This window comes from Vreelandella hamiltonii (assembly GCF_014651795.1).
Lineage (GTDB): Bacteria > Pseudomonadota > Gammaproteobacteria > Pseudomonadales > Halomonadaceae > Vreelandella > Vreelandella hamiltonii.
Genome location: NZ_BMXO01000010.1, coordinates 35958 through 50929, shown reverse-complemented (window position 1 = coordinate 50929; position 14972 = coordinate 35958). Strand labels below are relative to the sequence as shown.

Sequence of the window (14972 nt, the reverse complement as noted above, 5' to 3'; positions counted from 1 at the left end):
GTCAGGCATGGCGCGACCGGTACAGCATATAGACGAAAAACGGCGCGCCAATGCCAGCCACGAAAATGCCTGCAGGCAGGTCCTTGGGTAGAAACATCACTCGGCCCAGGAGATCGGCAAGCACGACGATCAAGGCGCCTACCAATGCAGAGGCAGGCACCAGCCTCGCCATGGAACGGCCTACCCATTTTGCTGCCAGGTGTGGGGCAATCAGCCCCACAAAGCTGAGGGCTCCGGCATAGGCCACGGCGGCACCGGCCAGGGCGACGCTACAGGCCAGCAGGCTCACTCGGCTGCGTGTGATAGCGACCCCCAACCCTGCGGCCACCTGATCGCCCAGTGCCATGACGTCGGCATGGCGAGCAAAGAAGCAGCAAAGGGGCGTCGCTATCAGCAGCCATGGCAGTATCCCTCGCACATCCTCCCACTGGGCGGCATAGAGGCTACCAGTCAGCCATACATAAGCCGACATGGCAGCAGCATCGTCGCTCACCACGATCAATAGGGTCGTACCGGCCCCCATGGTGGCTGCCAGACCAATCCCCACCAGAACCATCCGCGATGGGTGAAGACCCTCTTTCCAGGCAAGGCTAAACACCAGCAGTGCTGCTATTAACGCGCCCAACATGGCGGCCACCGGCAACCAGCGATGGCTCAAGGTGCTGCTGAGGAGGGAGAGAAACAGCACTGCAGCCAATGCAGCCCCGCTGGTGATCCCGATGACATCCGGCGAGGCCAGTGGGTTGCGCACGATGCCTTGTAGCAGCGCCCCCGCCACGGCGAGCGCTGCCCCCACCAACATGGCCAGCAGAATGCGCGGCAGGCGCAGCTCCCAGACAATGAAGGCTACCTCGCTGGTGTGGGGCGCCACCAGCGCCTGCCATACGTCCATGGCAGAGGTCGGGAAGCTGCCCAGACCTAACGACAGGCCTGCGCTGGCCAGCAGCAAGAGTGCCAGTGCGGTCAGCCTGGGCAGCAAGCGGGCCGAATGAAGGGCGGTAGGCGTTGGCGTCGCGGATAGTGGTCTCATGGGGCGGCCATGGTGCGTCTGGCAAGATAGATGAAAAACGGCGTGCCCAGCAGGGCGGTCATCACCCCAACGGGCAGCTCCTGGGGCGCGATCAAGAAGCGCGAGGCCACATCGGCCAGTAGCAGCAGGCATGCGCCCAGCAGGCCACAGGCAGGCAACAGCCAGCGGTGTCCCGTGCCAAAAAGCGCCCGCGCCAGGTGCGGGACTATCAAACCAATGAAACCTATCATGCCCGCCAGCGCCACGGAGCTACCCGCCAGCAGGATGACGGCAATCCCCAGCAGCAGCTTGGTGGTCGTGGGCGCCAGCCCCAGCCCGGAGGCCATGTCATCCCCCAGCAGCAGCGCATCCGCATGGCGCACCAGCAGCGCGCAGAGACACAGTGCACCCCCAAACAGCGGCAGCAAGGGCACTACCAGTCCAAGGTCACGGCCGGATACCGAGCCCGCCAGCCAGTAGAGCACGTTTTCGAAACTCTGCTGATCGACCACCAACAGCCCCTGACTGAACGAAACGAACATGGCCGTCACGGCCACTCCCGCCAGAACGACGCGCAGCGGTGGCAGCTCCCCACGCGGGCCTCTGCTCAGTAGTATGACCAGTAGCGCTGCCACCAAAGCCCCCAGTAACGCCGCCCAGACGTAGTGGCCGGGGGGGGGCAAGGGGAACAGCGAGACAGCGATCACGACAAAGCACATCGCCCCGGCATTGATCCCTAAAATGCCAGGCGATGCCAGTGGGTTGCGCGTGATGGTTTGCATCAGCGCGCCTGCCATGGCCAGACTGGCCCCTACCAGCGTGGCCACCACCGCGCGAGGTAATCGCTCGGTGTGCAATATGAGGTGGTCCACACTGGCCGGATTTGGCGCGACAAGCGCTTGCCACAGCGTAGGCCAGGCAATGTCGGTGGGCCCCATCTTTATACTGAGCAGAAAGGCCAGCGCGAGGGCCGTTCCAGACACCAGCAGGCCGCTGCTTTTGGCGGTGTGACTGGTCAGCATGTGGACACCTCTGCCTCCGGTGCAGAGAGGGCAGCGCTGCAATCCATGGGGAGCGCATAGTGTCGGAAGAGATCGTCCAGCATGGCGTTGGCAGCCAGAATACCGCCGCCCATCATCCAGTTGACCGGGTCTACCTCGAACACACGCTGCTGCTGCACGGCTTCCAGCTGCTGCCACAGAGGGTGTGCTGACCAGCGCTGGTAGTTGTCGAGAATGGCCGGGTCCGGCTCCAGCAAAATAAACAGCACGTCCGTGTTCAACAGCGGAATGTTTTCCGGGCTGGTCAGCTTCATGCCCCAGCCATGGGTGTCTAACGTCTCGGGGTGCTCGAACCCCAGCTCATCCAGAATGTAACCAGCAAACCCACCCGAATAGATGCGTACATGGTCACTTTTGAACCGCACGACCGCGACTTGCTGGGGCCACGCTTCGCCTAGAGCGTGGGTGATTTGCTGTTGAAACGTGTCGACACGGGCAGCCCAACGCTGTAGCAGAGCGGCAGCCTCTGCCTCGCGGCCAGTGGCTTCGGCCACCATGTTCAGAGTGTGCTTGAAGTCGAACACGTTATCGGCCGTGACCGTGGGCGCAATGGCAGAGAGCAGTGGCTGTATGCGCTGATGGCGAAAATCCGTCGCCACGATGACATCGGGTCTCAACCAGGCAATTTTTTCCAGGTTGGGCTGAGTCTCCAGGCCCACATGGGCGACCTCCGCCAGGGGCGCTCGAAGGTAGCGGTACATGGGCTTTTCCAGCCAGGCATCCACGACGCCGATGGGAGTAATGCCCAGTGCGACGGCGCTGTCGGTTGCGCCCTGGTAAAGCGTAACGATCTGTGGCTCGGGTGGTTTGGCAGAGGCGGTAAGGGCGGTCAGGCAAGCCGTCAGCAGCAGCGACCACGCTGCACATAAACGGCGCCCGCCGCCCAGAGAGGAAAAGTTGGCCGTGAACATGCGTGCCCTGGAGTCCTGAAACGAGGCAAAAAGCATGACAGGTTGTAAAAAGTAATGCAAAGCATTATCAAAGGAGTGCGAATCCTACTTCCACCATCCCAAACACCGACACCCCCGCCGCCACTGGCCAGCCCAGGGAGCGCAGGCGCCGCCATACCAGCAGCGTCACGCTCAGCCCGATGGCCGTGGCGAGCCACGAGGTCGGGCTGGGGTTGACGGGCACGATGGAAACCCCGAGCACGCCTGCAATCATCAGCGGGCCGAGGATCACCAGCCACTGCGGCATGGCATTGAGGCCAGTGTCGCTACCCAGGCGGCGCTGCATCCACAGGAAGGGCACCACCCGCATCAATAGCGTGCCCAGCGCGCATATCACCACGGCAACCCACAGCGATGCGCTCATGGCGTGTGCTCCCGGCTACGAAAGGTCAGGGTGTAGAAACACAAGGCGCCGCAGGCCGCCGCCAGTGGAATGGCCACATTGCTCCAGCCTGCCAGGTTCAAGCCCAGTGCGGCCAGCACGGTACAAGTGGTGGCGGCCGCCCAGCGTTTGCTGGTAAAGCGCGGTGCCACCATGGTGAGGAAGAGCGCAGGCAGGGCAAAGGGCATGATTTCTCCCAGCAATGGCCAGCGGGCGGTGACGGCTTCGCCACCGCTGGCTCCGGCGATGGTACCTATGATCCACACCCCCCAGGCCAGCAGCGACGCGCCCACGAACCAGGCAAAACGCTTGACCTCGGGGAGCTGCGGCAGGCGGGTGAGCGCCAGGGCAAATACCTGGTCGGTCAGGCCGTGCATCAGCCAGGGCCAGTGGCGGCTACGGGGTAGCAATGGCGCGAGGTTCGGCCCATACACCACATGGCGCACGTTGATCAGCAGGGTCAGCGCCACCACCAGCCACAGCGGCGCGCCAGCCGCGATCATGCCCACGAACAGAAACTGCGAGGCGCCAGCGTAGATCAGGGCCGAAATGATCGCGGCTTCCCAGGTCGTGAAACCCGCCTGGGTTGCGACCAGGCCAAACGACAGCGAAACGGGCACATAGCCACCCAGCAAAGGGATGGCTTCGCGAACGCCCTGAAAGCCTGCGCGCAGGGCGGAATGCTGGCTCGTATCGGCTGGCTCGATCGACTGGTTCACGATGGCGTACTCCCTTGGCCGTCAGTAGGAAACGTTAGCCTGGCAACTATTATGACCTTCTGTCAGGGGCGTGTCATGCGTAGAGAAGATTTCCAGTGGCATCTTTCATGCATGGTCTGTAGCGAGGCTGCTACGAGGAAGCGCGATGTATTCATTAGCCATGCTCAATCCCGTTAAGTCGATACTGCGCAGTGTGGCACTGCTGTTGCTGGGCAACGGCCTGCTCAACACGCTGCTTACCCTGCGGGGCACGGCGGAAGGTTTCTCCAGCGCGGTGCTTGGGATCATCATGTCTGGCTATTTTGTCGGTTTTATCTGCGGCACCTGGGTAAGCGGGCGCTTGATTCGGCGTATGGGGCACATTCGTACCTTTGGCTTCTGCGCTTCCATTTGTTCATCGGTGGCGCTGCTGCATCTGGTGTTTATCGACCCGTGGGTATGGCTGCCGTTGCGGGTGATCTACGGGCTTGCGTTCATTACCTTAATTACGGTGATCGAAAGCTGGTTGAATAGCCAAGCCGCCAGCCATGAGCGGGGGCGTATTTTTGCGGTATACATGGTGGTTAACCTGGGTGCCTTGGCACTCGCCCAACAGCTGTTGCGCCTCTCTTCGCCGGAAGGGTTTCTACTCTTTGTGGTGATCGCTATTTTGATCAACTGGGCGCTGTTACCCATTACCTTGACCCGTCGCGTTCAGCCCAAAATCTCCGAGCGGCCCAAAAGCAGCCTGCGTGCACTGCTGAGCTTTGCGCCGCTGGCGGTGGCTTCTGCCGCGTTATCCGGGCTGGCCATGGGGGCGTTCTGGTCGATGACGCCGATATACGCCACGCAACTGGGGTTTGATATTGGCGGTGTTGGCTGGGTCATGAGTGTAGCGATCATGGGCGGCGCGCTTTTACAGATCCCCATCGGCCGCTTTTCCGACAAGCATGACCGCCCCAAGGTGATGATCTGGGTGGTGCTGCTGGCGGCCTTGACCGCCGCCGCCATGCCCTTTGCACCCAGTCACGAGGTGCTGCTGGGGCTCTATTTTATCTGGGGTGGTTTGGCGTTTTCCCTCTATCCGCTGGCGGTAGCGCAGTTGATTGACCAGCTCCATCCGGATGAAATTGTCTCGGGCTCGGCGGATATGCTGGTCATGCACGGCGCGGGGTGTGCCGTGGCGCCGGTGGCTGCGGGGTCTCTGATGACCCTGGTCGGCAGCCACGGCCTGCCGATCTATATTGCCTGCGTCTTTACCCTGTTGGGTATCTATGCCCTCTATCGCCGCCGCCGTGTCAGGGCATGGGGCACGCATACGGCGCACTTCGAGCCGATGGTGCAAAGTAGTGCAGAGGTGTTGGAAATGATCTTCGATGATACCCAGCGCGACCTCTTTGATGACCCGAGTTTTTATGAAGAGGATGAGCGTGAGCGTTTGTCGAGACTGGTGAAAACATCCAGCGGGTAGTGCGAGAGGGCCGTAGAGAAAGTCGTGGGTAACCGTCGTGGGAGGGCGTGCTGGGGAGTGGCAGTGGTCAGCCGCCACTCCCCCTGGCAAATGCCTACGCGCGCTTCGCCTCTTGCGCCCGGCAGGCGGCAGCCGTAAACAGCACGTCGGTGGACGAATTGAGCGCCGTTTCGGTGGAGTCCTGCACCACGCTGATGACGAAGCCGATTGCCACGGCCTGCATGGCGACTTCGGTAGGAATGCCGAACAGGCTTGCCGCCATGGGAATCAGCATCAACGACCCACCGGCCACGCCAGACACACCGCAGGCCGCCAGGGCCGAGACGACGCACAGCAGCAGGGCAGTGGGGAAGTCCACGGCAATACCCAGCGTATGGGTGGTGGCCAGGGTAATGACGGTAATGGTGATGGCGGCGCCGCACATGTTGATGGTGGCGCCCAGCGGAATGGAGATGGAGTAGGTATCGGCATCCAGCTTGAGGCGGCGGCACAGTTCCAGGTTCACCGGGATATTGGCCGCCGAGCTGCGCGTAAAGAAGGCGGTAATGGCACTGCCGCGCAGGCAGGTGAACACCAGGGGGTAAGGATTCTGACGAGTGACCAGATAGACCAGCAAGGGGTTGCTCACCAGGGCGACGAACAGCATGCAGCCCACGATGACCCCCAGCAATTGGGCATAGTTGAGCAGCGCCTGCATACCGGATTCAGCCAACGTACCCGCCACCAGGCCAAAAATGCCAATGGGGGCCAGCCGAATCACCAGCGTCACGATGCGGGTAATGGCGTTGGAGAGGTCTTGCAGCGCCTGGCGCGTGGTATCGGCCGCCTGACGCAGCGCCAGACCCAGCGCAATGGCCCAGGCCAGAATGGCGATGAAGTTGCCTTCCATCAGCGCGCTGACCGGGTTGGTGACCGCGTTCAGCAGCAAGTCACGAAGTACGCTGAAAATGTCGCTGGGCGGGTTGCCGTCTACCTGGCCGGCATCCAGCGTCAGTTCGGTCGGCATCCAGAAGCTGGCGGCCACCGCAATCAGCGCGGCGATCAGCGTTCCACATACATATAAAAGCAGCACCGCACGAATGTGCGTAGGTTGCCCTTGGCGATGTGCTGCGATAGCCGCAGCGACCAGTACGAATACCAGAATGGGGGCGACGGCCTGCAGGGCGGCGATGAACAGTTGGCCCAGCAGGGCAATATCGCTGGCGACCGTAGGGGCGAGTAGCGCCAGCAGCACCCCCGCAATGATCCCCATCACGATCTGGGGTACGAGCCCCCATTGTAACAGTGGTCGGAAGAGGGCAGTGGCGGTAGCTATCATGACGGAACTCTCAGGTAGTGGGTGCAGATAGTAGGTGCAGATAGTAGGTGCAAATAGTAGGTGCAGTAGTCGGTGGAGCCGCGAGCTGGCAAGCCGCCAGCCCGTGCCTGAAAGGGGCAGTATTCTATCAGCTACGCAGAAGCTGTGGGGGGCTGCAAAAAAGCGCCTAAGGCTATCTCGAAAATGGCGGGCCAGAGATATACTGATATTAGCGTCTGGGCTCGGCGTCAGCAGGCTTGGCGCGCTAACGTGGTTTCCTCTAAAAAAACATCAGGAATACACCCATGCGTATCAAAGTGTGGCTCTTCTCTTTATTGCTGCTGTGCAGCTCGTCGCTCGTGATGGCGGACGATTACTATGTGGATATCACCAATCGTACCGGCTACACCATTTATTACATGTACGTGAGCCCAGCATCGTCTTCCAGCTGGGAAGAGGACGTGCTTGGGAGCGATGTGTTGATGAATGGTGATACCCAGCGGGTGACGTTGACGGGCTATCGCAGCCCTTACTTCGATATTCGCCTGGTCGATGAGGATGACGATAGCTATACCTTCTGGAACATCGATGTATCGCGCCAGGATATCGTGGTCACGTTGGAGCATCTGGACTAAAAAAAACGGCTTGCGCTCAGGGAGCGCAAGCCGAAGTAAGCCTTGTAGGAAACTGGGTAGTCAGTGCATCAAGCCACGGCGACAGAAACGGATGACGTCGCTTTCATCGCTTGATTAGCGGCACTGGAAGATTCAGCGTGCTGTGCGGCGCTCAAGGTCGCCATGTCGGCATAGGCCTTTTCGGTAAGCGTGACGACCTCCGGAGAGGTGCCCCATTTCAGCAGCATGTCATCGATGTGACGTTCTGCTGCTTCGAACTGGCCGCAATGGCAGAGCAGCTTGGCGATGGTGTAATCGCACTCGGGAGTGTCGAACATTTCTTCCCTGAGTTCGCGAATGGCCAGTTGCAGTCCTTCCTGAGAAATATCGGTCAACTGTGTAAATGGCATGCCACGTCTCCTTGTGAATGCTAGTGATCGCCCTTGAAGGGCCATCTTCCCTTGCTGTATCAGCAGGTTGATGCGTCAGATTGCCCTGTGGTAGCTATTTGTACGCGTCTTGTACCAATTGAGAGTAATACAGGGAGAGACGAGAATCAATCGCCGTGTGGCAGGTAAGGAAAAAATCACATGAATTAAAAAAATCCCCACGCGGCAGGTGGGGATTTCAGTGGTGCTGTGGGCCGCTGGCGATGGGCTAAAACGTCATCATGGCCAGTAGCGTCATGGCGCAGCCCAGGAAAAACGCGCTGGTGGCAATGACGAGCTTATCGGGCTCTTTGACTTTTGCGCGGCTACGCTTCTGATCCATAAGGTATTTTTCTAAATGCTCACGGCTTCCTGGCTGTGTGCCTTTATAAAGATGTTGTCGCATCAGCTTACCTCCCTCAGGGTGGGTAATGTGTGTGACCCCCTCTAGCAATACTGCGGTAGCGCTTTGTCAGTGCTTGTTGTCACACTGTGTTCTGTCTTGAAAGCAGAGACCATGGCGTCACGGAATAATTCATAAAAGCTATACAAAATGTTAACTATCGTGTCATGTCATCGTGATGGCGCAGGGTCCAGTAGCCGCCCCACAGCCGCGTTGCCGTGGTGATCAGGCAGGCTGCAGCGAACAGGTACGCCAACCAGGGGAAATGGTCGGGAAACAGGCAGAACACGATCAGCGCTATCACGGTTTCCGTGCCTTCCGTCAAACCCTCCAGGTAATAGAAGGCTTTTTGCGGAAAATGCGGGCGTTCCACCTGGTGTGCTCGAGCCGCAATCGCAAACGCCAGAAACGACGTGCCTGTGCCAATGAAGGCAAACAGTAACAGGGCCGCGGGCAGTGCGTTTTGCGCCGGGGCTGCCAGCGCAAAGCCCAGTACCACGGCGGCGTAAAAGACGAAGTCCAGCCCAATGTCGAGAAACCCGCCTGCATCGCTTTGTTGCTGGCCAAGCCTTGCCAGCGCGCCATCCAGGCCGTCGCCGATGCGATTGAGCACGATGGCCAGCAGCGCCCAGCCATAATGCTCGAAGGCCAGCAGGGGCAGGGCCAGCATACCGATCAGAAAGGCCGCCAGGGTCACCTGATCCGGGGTGATGCGGCAGGCATGAAGCGCGCGGGCGACCCAGCGTAGCGGAGGGTGGGTCAGGGGCATGGTAAAGCGGTCCAGCATGGGTGAACTCCTGAGCGGTGTGGGGCTCAGCCTGGAGCAGTGAAACGGATTTGTATACCTTGATTCTCTGCGGGCAACATCTTAGCCAATGCTAATAATTACGACCAAAGTGTTTAGACTTTGGTTGTAATTGCCGTCAATTTACTGGACTAATGGCTTATGGCAGTGAATAAAGGGCACCTCAAAAAAGCCAGACGCGCTGGCACATTTGTCCTTGGGTTGGCCCGTACGGCGCCCATTCGTTCACCCTGACTGCGAGCGGTACTTCATAATGCGCAGAACTGCCACGATGACGCTCTGGGACTCCCTTTGGCATTCCCACGACCAAGCAAAAAACCTCCTCATGTGTGCGCTGCCCACTTCTGGCACGGGCAGCGCTGGGCGAGGTGGTTCCTCTGACGCACAGCCAGGCAATCAGCCTCCGCGTCCGCCTGCCTTCAACACGGCGCAAAAAATTGGCCTGGTACTCGGGCCAGCTCTCTTTGCCTTTGTTTTGCTGTTTTTCCATCCGGCCGACCTGAGCTTCGAAGGGCGCATGGTGCTGGCTACCACGCTGTGGGTTGCCGTCTGGTGGATCACCGAAGCGATTCCGATCCCGGTCACCTCGTTACTGCCCATCATCCTGCTGCCGATTACCGGCGCCCTGGATGGCAATACGGTGACGGCCGCCTACGGTAACCCGATCATCTTCCTGTTCCTTGGCGGCTTCATGATCGCTCTGGCCATGGAAAAATGGGATCTGCACAAGCGCATTGCGCTGTCGATCATTTCCATTTTGGGCACCAGCATCAATAGCATCGTCTTTGGCTTCATGGCGGCCACCGGCTTCTTGTCCATGTGGGTATCCAATACCGCAGCGGTCATGATGATGCTGCCGATTGGTACTGCCATTGTCTTCCAGGTAACGGAAGAGCTGAAAAAGAGCTCGGAAGACCACAGTGCCGAAATCGACAAGTTCAGCAAGTCGTTGATTTTTGGTGTGGGTTACGGTGGCACCATCGGCGGTCTGGGCACCTTGATCGGCACGCCGCCCAACATCATTCTGGCCGCTATCGTCAGCGAGCTGTTTGGCGTCGAAATTTCCTTTGCGGGCTGGCTGATGTTTGCCTTCCCCGTGGTGGTGATCCTGCTGTTCATCGGCTGGGTCATGCTGACGCGCTTCATCTATCCCATCAAGCTGGCCAAGCTGCCGGGTGGCCGTGCGCTGATTCGCAAGGAGAAAGAGGCGCTGGGCAAGATATCTTTCGAAGAGAAAGCCGTACTGGGCGTTTTCCTGTTCGCGGCATTCTTCTGGATCACCCGCTCGTTCCTGTGGCAGGGGCAGATCATCAACATCCCTGGCATCAACGACACCATGATCGCGATTGCCGCGGCCATTGCGCTGTTCCTGATTCCTTCGCCCTCCAAAGGCGGCTGCCTGCTGGACTGGAGCGTGGCCAAAGACGTGCCTTGGGGCATTCTGCTGCTGTTCGGGGGTGGTTTGGCCATCGCGGCGGGCTTCGGCTCTTCGGGCCTGGCGTCCTGGATTGGCGGTCAGATGAGCGTTCTGGAAGGCGTCAATTTCATGCTGGTGATTCTGCTGGCCACGGGCATGGTGCTGTTCCTCACGGAAATCACCTCGAACACGGCCACGGCCACGATGATTCTGCCGGTACTGGCGTCGCTGGCGCTGGCGTTGAACATCCATCCCTTCGTGTTGATGGTACCTGCGGCCATGGCGGCCAACTGTGCCTTCATGCTGCCGGTGGGCACGCCGCCCAACGCAATCATCTTTGCCACGGGCAAGATCACCATCATGGAGATGGTGCGCAACGGCTTCTGGCTGAACATCATTTCCATGTTCCTGATTGCCGCGGCGGTCTACTTCATGTTGCCGGTACTCTGGGGTGTGGATTTGACCACATACCCGGACGCGTTCCGCAACTAACCCGGTGTGTCGCCGCTGGCTCCTCTGGTGGGCCAGCGGGAAGCCACCAGGCTCCGGCCCCGCCCTCGTGCGGGGCTTTTTGTGCTCGGCTTTTGTGCGTCGTTGGCCATCGGGTTGGTATGATGCGGTCATACTTTCTGGATCGAGCCTGTCATGCGACTACTTCATACCGCCGACTGGCATTTGGGTCGGCTGTTTCACAATCTCTCGCTGCTGGACGACCAGCGTCATGTCCTGCAACAGATGCTGACGATCATCGACCGTGAGCGCGTGGATGCGGTGCTGATTGCTGGTGATATCTACGACCGCTCGGTGCCCCCGGCAGCGGCGGTGACCCTGCTGGATGAGATACTGGCCGAGCTGTGCGAGAAACGTAGCCTGCCGGTCATCATGATCTCTGGCAACCACGATGGCGCCGCGCGGCTGGGGTTTGGGGCGCGTCATCTGCGCCAGGCCGGGTTACACATCCTCACCGATTTGGCCACCTGCGATCAGCCGGTGACGCTTGCCGTCGATGGCGTGACGGTGGATGTCTTCGGCATTCCCTACGCCGACCCGGAGTACGTGCGCAGCGAGTTTGGCGCCGACGTGCGCGATTTCGATGCCGCCCACCGCTACCTGCTGGAGCGTATTCACGCTCAGCGCCATCCCGCGCGCCCGGCGCTGCTCATGAGCCATTGCTTCGTGGAGGGCGGGGCGGCCAGCGAGTCCGAACGCCCGCTCACCCTGGGCGGTGCCGAAAGCGTTGCCTGGGAACCCATGCAGGGTTTCGATTACGTGGCGCTGGGGCACCTCCATGGCCCCCAGTACCGCGGAAGCGAGCACATCCGCTATAGCGGCTCGCTGCTGAAATACAGCTTCTCCGAGGCGACGCAGCGCAAGGGCGTCACCCTGGTGGAGATGGGCAGCGAAGGTCTGGTGAGCATCACCCAGCATCCGTTGACGCCCAGGCGCGACGTGCGCGTGCTGGAGGGAGAGTTGGCGCAGCTGCTGGCCATGGGGGGCGAAGACCCCGGTGCCGATGACTACCTGCTGGTGCGCCTCACCGACCGGCACGCCATTCTCGACCCCATGGGCAAGCTGCGGGCGGTGTATCCCAACGTCCTGCATCTGGAGAAGCCCGGCATGCTGGAAACGGCAGGTCGCCAGTCGCTGAGTCGTGAACGACTCGCTTTCAGCGCGCTGGACATGTTCAGCGATTTCTTCGCCCAGACCAGCGGCGAGCCCATGAATGACGAGCAGGCCCGCGCCATGGGCGAGCTGATCACCGCCCTTGACCGCGAGCAGGAGGGGCCAGCATGACGCCTTTGACACTGACCCTGCAGGCCTTTGGCCCGTTTGCCCGGCGTGACACCATCGACTTCACCGCGCTGGGCAAAAGCCCGCTGTTCCTGATCAATGGCCCCACCGGTGCTGGCAAAAGCTCGATACTCGATGCCATCTGCTTCGCACTTTACGGCCAAACCACCGGCAATGAACGGGATGCTGGCCAGATGCGCTGCGACCAGGCTGCGCCAGACCTGCTCACCGAAGTCACCCTCACGTTTCGCCTGCGGGAAAGCACCTATCGGGTGCGCCGCGTGCCCCAGCAGGAGCGCCCCAAAGCCAATGGCGAGGGTACCACCACCCAGGCTGCCGAAGCCCAGCTGTGGCGGCTGACCCCAGAAGGTCAGGAAGACGAATGCCTGGTGGCGCGCAAGGTCACCGATGCCAACGGCCAGCTGCAGCAGTTGCTGGGGCTGGATGCTCGGCAGTTCCGCCAGGTGATGGTGCTGCCCCAGGGCAAGTTCCGCGAGCTGTTGCTGGCAGGCTCCAAGGAACGCGAGGAGATTTTTGCCCAGCTGTTTCAGACCCAGATCTTCCAGCGCATCGAACAGCGCCTGGCGGACCAGGCCAAGCACATCGTGCGTGAGGTGAACGACCACCGCCAGCGTGTACAGGGCATGCTGGCGGCCAGCGATGTCGAGAGCGAAGCCGCCCTGGAAGCTGCCCTCGCTGCGCTGGCCCCTGACCACCAGATCGCCAGGCACGACTTGGCCCTGGCCGCCGAGCAGCGGGAGCAGGCCGTGGCGGCCGCCCAGTCGGCGGCAGCGCTGGCCCGCCAGTTCGCGCAGCACGCCGCGCTGGTCAATGCCAAGGCCGCGCTGCTGGTGCAGCAGCCGGCCGTGCAGCGTGCCCAGCAGCAGCTGCGGCAGCATGAGCAGACCCAGGCCCTGGCAACACCGTTTTATGCCCGGCAAAGCGCCCAGCAAAACGCCACGGCGGCCCAGCGCGAGTGGGCCGCCGCCGAACAGGCCATTGCCCCGCGCCAAGCGGCTCACCAGCAGGCTCAGGAAACGCTCGAGGCGGCCAATGCCCAATATGAACAGCTGCCCGCCCTGCAACGCCAGGCCTATGCGCTAGAGCAATCTCTCGATCAGTGTCAGGCATTGGCCACGCTGGAGAAACAGCAGCAAGCGCTTGCCCAGCAAGTGGCCCGGGCGCGCGAAAATGCACAGCAGAAGCAGCGTGCGGCCACACAACAGGAGCAGCACGCCATCGAGCAGGAGATGCGCTGGCACCAGGGCCAGGCGGCTCTGCTCGCTGAGCAGCTGGAAGGTGGCCAGCCTTGTCCGGTGTGTGGCAGCCGTGAGCATCCCGCGCCTGCCTCGACGGCCCAGCTACTGGTCACGCAAGAGGAGGTGAAGCAGGCGCGCAGCGCCCATGAGCGCGCTCGACAGGCATGGGTGAGCGCCCAACAAGATGCCCAGCGCCTGGAGCAACAGGCCGAGCACGTCGGTGAGCAGTGCCAGAAGCTGCGTGAACAGCTGGGCGATAGCGCCTCGCTGGAGAGCGTGAATGCCTCGTTAGCGGCCGTGAAGCGTGAGATGGACACCTGCGAGCGGAGCTGGAAAGCCGCCCAGAGCCAGGCCCAGACCGCCCACACGGCGTTCACCCAGGCGCAAACCACGCTCACTCAGGCAACCCAGCGCCAGGCCGAGGCGCAGCGGACGCTGGAAGCGGCCGAGGCCGAGTGGCAAACGGCCCTGCAGGGTAGCCCCTTTGAGGATGAGCAGGCATTTATTACCGCCCGTCTGGACACCACCGAACAGCAGCGGCTGAGTGACGACGTGGCGCGCTTTCAACGGGAACTGGCCAGGCTGGAAGGGCAGCTCGAAGCCAGTGCGCCGCTGCTGGAAGGCAAGACGCCGCCCGACGTTGCTGCCCTCGATGCCCAGGCTGACAACAGCAAGTCCCGGGAGGAGGCGTGCCGACAGCATTACCAGCGGCTGAGTGCACGGGTAGACCAGCTCACCGCCACCCGACAGCGGTTGGCAGAGGCGCGCAATGTGGAGGCGGCCCTGGACGAGCAGTACAAACTGTGGGGTACGCTCAGCGAAGTGGCCAATGGGCGCACCGGGAATCGCATCAGCTTGCAGCGCTTCGTGCTGGGCGTGCTGCTGGACGATGTGCTGATTCAAGCCTCCGCGCGCCTGGTGCGCATGAGCCGTGGGCGCTATCAGTTGGTGCGTCGGGAAGACCCTTCCAAAGGCAATAAAGCCTCCGGCCTGGAACTGGACGTGGCCGATACCTATACCGGCAAGAATCGCCCGGTGGCGACGCTTTCCGGCGGCGAGTCGTTCATGGCTGCGCTGGCGCTGGCGTTAGGGCTTTCCGATGTGGTGCAAGCCTATGCAGGCGGTATTCAGCTGGATACGCTATTCATAGATGAAGGCTTTGGCAGCCTCGACCAGGACGCGCTGGACCAGGCTATCGCCATGCTCAGCGAGCTGCAGATGAGCGGGCGCATGATTGGCATCATTTCGCATGTCAGCGAACTCAAGGAGCAGATGCCGATTCGTATCGACGTGCTGCCCAGCCGTCAGGGCAGCACGGTCGTGGTGAAGGGTGAAGGGTGAAGGGTGAAGAGCCCGGCGGTTCACGTTGCGTTCATGTTCGATGCTT

14 protein-coding genes are annotated in these 14972 nt (G+C 61.2%); 5 read left to right on the top strand and 9 right to left on the bottom strand.

The window, feature by feature from the left end:
• Position 1 precedes the first annotated feature (1 nt).
• The 5 genes from IE061_RS11245 to IE061_RS11225 form a co-directional block, all read right to left on the bottom strand.
• Entirely contained in the window at positions 2 to 1030 is a 1029-nt protein-coding gene (locus IE061_RS11245) for a FecCD family ABC transporter permease (protein WP_193461633.1), read from the bottom strand.
• The gene (locus IE061_RS11240; RefSeq protein WP_193461632.1) at positions 1027 to 2031 is read right to left on the bottom strand and encodes a FecCD family ABC transporter permease; all 1005 of its coding nucleotides are present in this window, start codon (positions 2029 to 2031) and stop codon (positions 1027 to 1029) included. The genes IE061_RS11245 and IE061_RS11240 overlap by 4 nt, the downstream gene beginning before the upstream one ends.
• Positions 2025 to 2981 carry an ABC transporter substrate-binding protein gene (locus IE061_RS11235; protein WP_193461631.1) on the bottom strand — a complete coding sequence of 319 codons (957 nt, stop codon included), beginning with the start codon at positions 2979 to 2981 and terminating at the stop codon, positions 2025 to 2027. The genes IE061_RS11240 and IE061_RS11235 overlap by 7 nt, the downstream gene beginning before the upstream one ends.
• 67 nt (positions 2982 to 3048) lie before the next feature.
• The gene (locus IE061_RS11230; protein WP_193461630.1) at positions 3049 to 3384 is read right to left on the bottom strand and encodes an AzlD domain-containing protein; all 336 of its coding nucleotides are present in this window, start codon (positions 3382 to 3384) and stop codon (positions 3049 to 3051) included.
• Positions 3381 to 4121, bottom strand: coding sequence for an AzlC family ABC transporter permease (locus tag IE061_RS11225; protein WP_039175691.1), 741 nt, complete (start codon positions 4119 to 4121; stop codon positions 3381 to 3383). The genes IE061_RS11230 and IE061_RS11225 overlap by 4 nt, the downstream gene beginning before the upstream one ends.
• Positions 4122 to 4266: 145 nt before the next feature.
• Here IE061_RS11225 and IE061_RS11220 point away from each other — a divergent pair, with 145 nt between their 5' ends.
• Complete coding sequence (locus IE061_RS11220; protein ID WP_193461629.1) at positions 4267 to 5571, top strand: MFS transporter; 1305 nt, start codon at positions 4267 to 4269, stop codon at positions 5569 to 5571.
• Positions 5572 to 5665: 94 nt separating this feature from the next.
• On the opposite strand, the gene sstT is transcribed toward IE061_RS11220, so the two are convergent.
• Positions 5666 to 6889, bottom strand: coding sequence for a serine/threonine transporter SstT (sstT, locus tag IE061_RS11215; RefSeq protein WP_193461628.1), 1224 nt, complete (start codon positions 6887 to 6889; stop codon positions 5666 to 5668).
• A gap of 284 nt (positions 6890 to 7173) precedes the next feature.
• Here sstT and IE061_RS11210 point away from each other — a divergent pair, with 284 nt between their 5' ends.
• Positions 7174 to 7503 (top strand): hypothetical protein, encoded by a 330-nt coding sequence (locus IE061_RS11210; RefSeq protein ID WP_039175695.1) that lies wholly within the window; start codon positions 7174 to 7176, stop codon positions 7501 to 7503.
• 68 nt (positions 7504 to 7571) lie between these two features.
• Here IE061_RS11210 and IE061_RS11205 read toward each other — a convergent pair whose 3' ends face one another.
• The 3 genes from IE061_RS11205 to IE061_RS11195 all read right to left on the bottom strand — a co-directional run bounded on the left by IE061_RS11205 (position 7572) and on the right by IE061_RS11195 (position 9100).
• Positions 7572 to 7892 carry a hypothetical protein gene (locus IE061_RS11205; RefSeq protein WP_016916369.1) on the bottom strand — a complete coding sequence of 107 codons (321 nt, stop codon included), beginning with the start codon at positions 7890 to 7892 and terminating at the stop codon, positions 7572 to 7574.
• A 247-nt stretch (positions 7893 to 8139) separates the two neighbouring features.
• Positions 8140 to 8316 carry a hypothetical protein gene (locus IE061_RS11200; protein ID WP_193461627.1) on the bottom strand — a complete coding sequence of 59 codons (177 nt, stop codon included), beginning with the start codon at positions 8314 to 8316 and terminating at the stop codon, positions 8140 to 8142.
• A 154-nt stretch (positions 8317 to 8470) separates the two neighbouring features.
• Positions 8471 to 9100 carry a CDP-alcohol phosphatidyltransferase family protein gene (locus tag IE061_RS11195; protein WP_039175697.1) on the bottom strand — a complete coding sequence of 210 codons (630 nt, stop codon included), beginning with the start codon at positions 9098 to 9100 and terminating at the stop codon, positions 8471 to 8473.
• 343 nt (positions 9101 to 9443) lie between these two features.
• Here IE061_RS11195 and IE061_RS11190 point away from each other — a divergent pair, with 343 nt between their 5' ends.
• The 3 genes from IE061_RS11190 to IE061_RS11180 all read left to right on the top strand — a co-directional run bounded on the left by IE061_RS11190 (position 9444) and on the right by IE061_RS11180 (position 14926).
• A complete protein-coding gene (locus IE061_RS11190) occupies positions 9444 to 11027 on the top strand; it encodes an SLC13 family permease (protein ID WP_227407703.1) in 1584 nt (527 codons plus the stop codon).
• A 153-nt stretch (positions 11028 to 11180) separates the two neighbouring features.
• Positions 11181 to 12329, top strand: a complete 1149-nt coding sequence (locus IE061_RS11185; RefSeq protein ID WP_193461626.1) for an exonuclease SbcCD subunit D — start codon at positions 11181 to 11183, stop codon at positions 12327 to 12329.
• Positions 12326 to 14926, top strand: a complete 2601-nt coding sequence (locus IE061_RS11180; protein ID WP_193461625.1) for an AAA family ATPase — start codon at positions 12326 to 12328, stop codon at positions 14924 to 14926. Before IE061_RS11185 ends, IE061_RS11180 begins: the two co-directional genes overlap by 4 nt.
• Positions 14927 to 14972: the final 46 nt, after the last annotated feature.

What these genes read in the sequence shown, in the direction of transcription:
- IE061_RS11220 (WP_193461629.1), top strand. Translation starts at nt 4,267, where the DNA reads ATGTATTCATTAGCCATGCTCAATCCCGTTAAGTCGATACTGCGCAGT.
- IE061_RS11205 (WP_016916369.1), bottom strand. Translation starts at nt 7,892, where the DNA reads ATGCCATTTACACAGTTGACCGATATTTCTCAGGAAGGACTGCAACTG.
- IE061_RS11240 (WP_193461632.1), bottom strand. Translation starts at nt 2,031, where the DNA reads ATGCTGACCAGTCACACCGCCAAAAGCAGCGGCCTGCTGGTGTCTGGA.
- IE061_RS11230 (WP_193461630.1), bottom strand. Translation starts at nt 3,384, where the DNA reads ATGAGCGCATCGCTGTGGGTTGCCGTGGTGATATGCGCGCTGGGCACG.
- IE061_RS11190 (WP_227407703.1), top strand. Translation starts at nt 9,444, where the DNA reads ATGTGTGCGCTGCCCACTTCTGGCACGGGCAGCGCTGGGCGAGGTGGT.
- IE061_RS11235 (WP_193461631.1), bottom strand. Translation starts at nt 2,981, where the DNA reads ATGTTCACGGCCAACTTTTCCTCTCTGGGCGGCGGGCGCCGTTTATGT.
- IE061_RS11195 (WP_039175697.1), bottom strand. Translation starts at nt 9,100, where the DNA reads ATGCTGGACCGCTTTACCATGCCCCTGACCCACCCTCCGCTACGCTGG.
- IE061_RS11245 (WP_193461633.1), bottom strand. Translation starts at nt 1,030, where the DNA reads ATGAGACCACTATCCGCGACGCCAACGCCTACCGCCCTTCATTCGGCC.
- IE061_RS11210 (WP_039175695.1), top strand. Translation starts at nt 7,174, where the DNA reads ATGCGTATCAAAGTGTGGCTCTTCTCTTTATTGCTGCTGTGCAGCTCG.
- IE061_RS11185 (WP_193461626.1), top strand. Translation starts at nt 11,181, where the DNA reads ATGCGACTACTTCATACCGCCGACTGGCATTTGGGTCGGCTGTTTCAC.
- sstT (WP_193461628.1), bottom strand. Translation starts at nt 6,889, where the DNA reads ATGATAGCTACCGCCACTGCCCTCTTCCGACCACTGTTACAATGGGGG.
- IE061_RS11200 (WP_193461627.1), bottom strand. Translation starts at nt 8,316, where the DNA reads ATGCGACAACATCTTTATAAAGGCACACAGCCAGGAAGCCGTGAGCAT.
- IE061_RS11180 (WP_193461625.1), top strand. Translation starts at nt 12,326, where the DNA reads ATGACGCCTTTGACACTGACCCTGCAGGCCTTTGGCCCGTTTGCCCGG.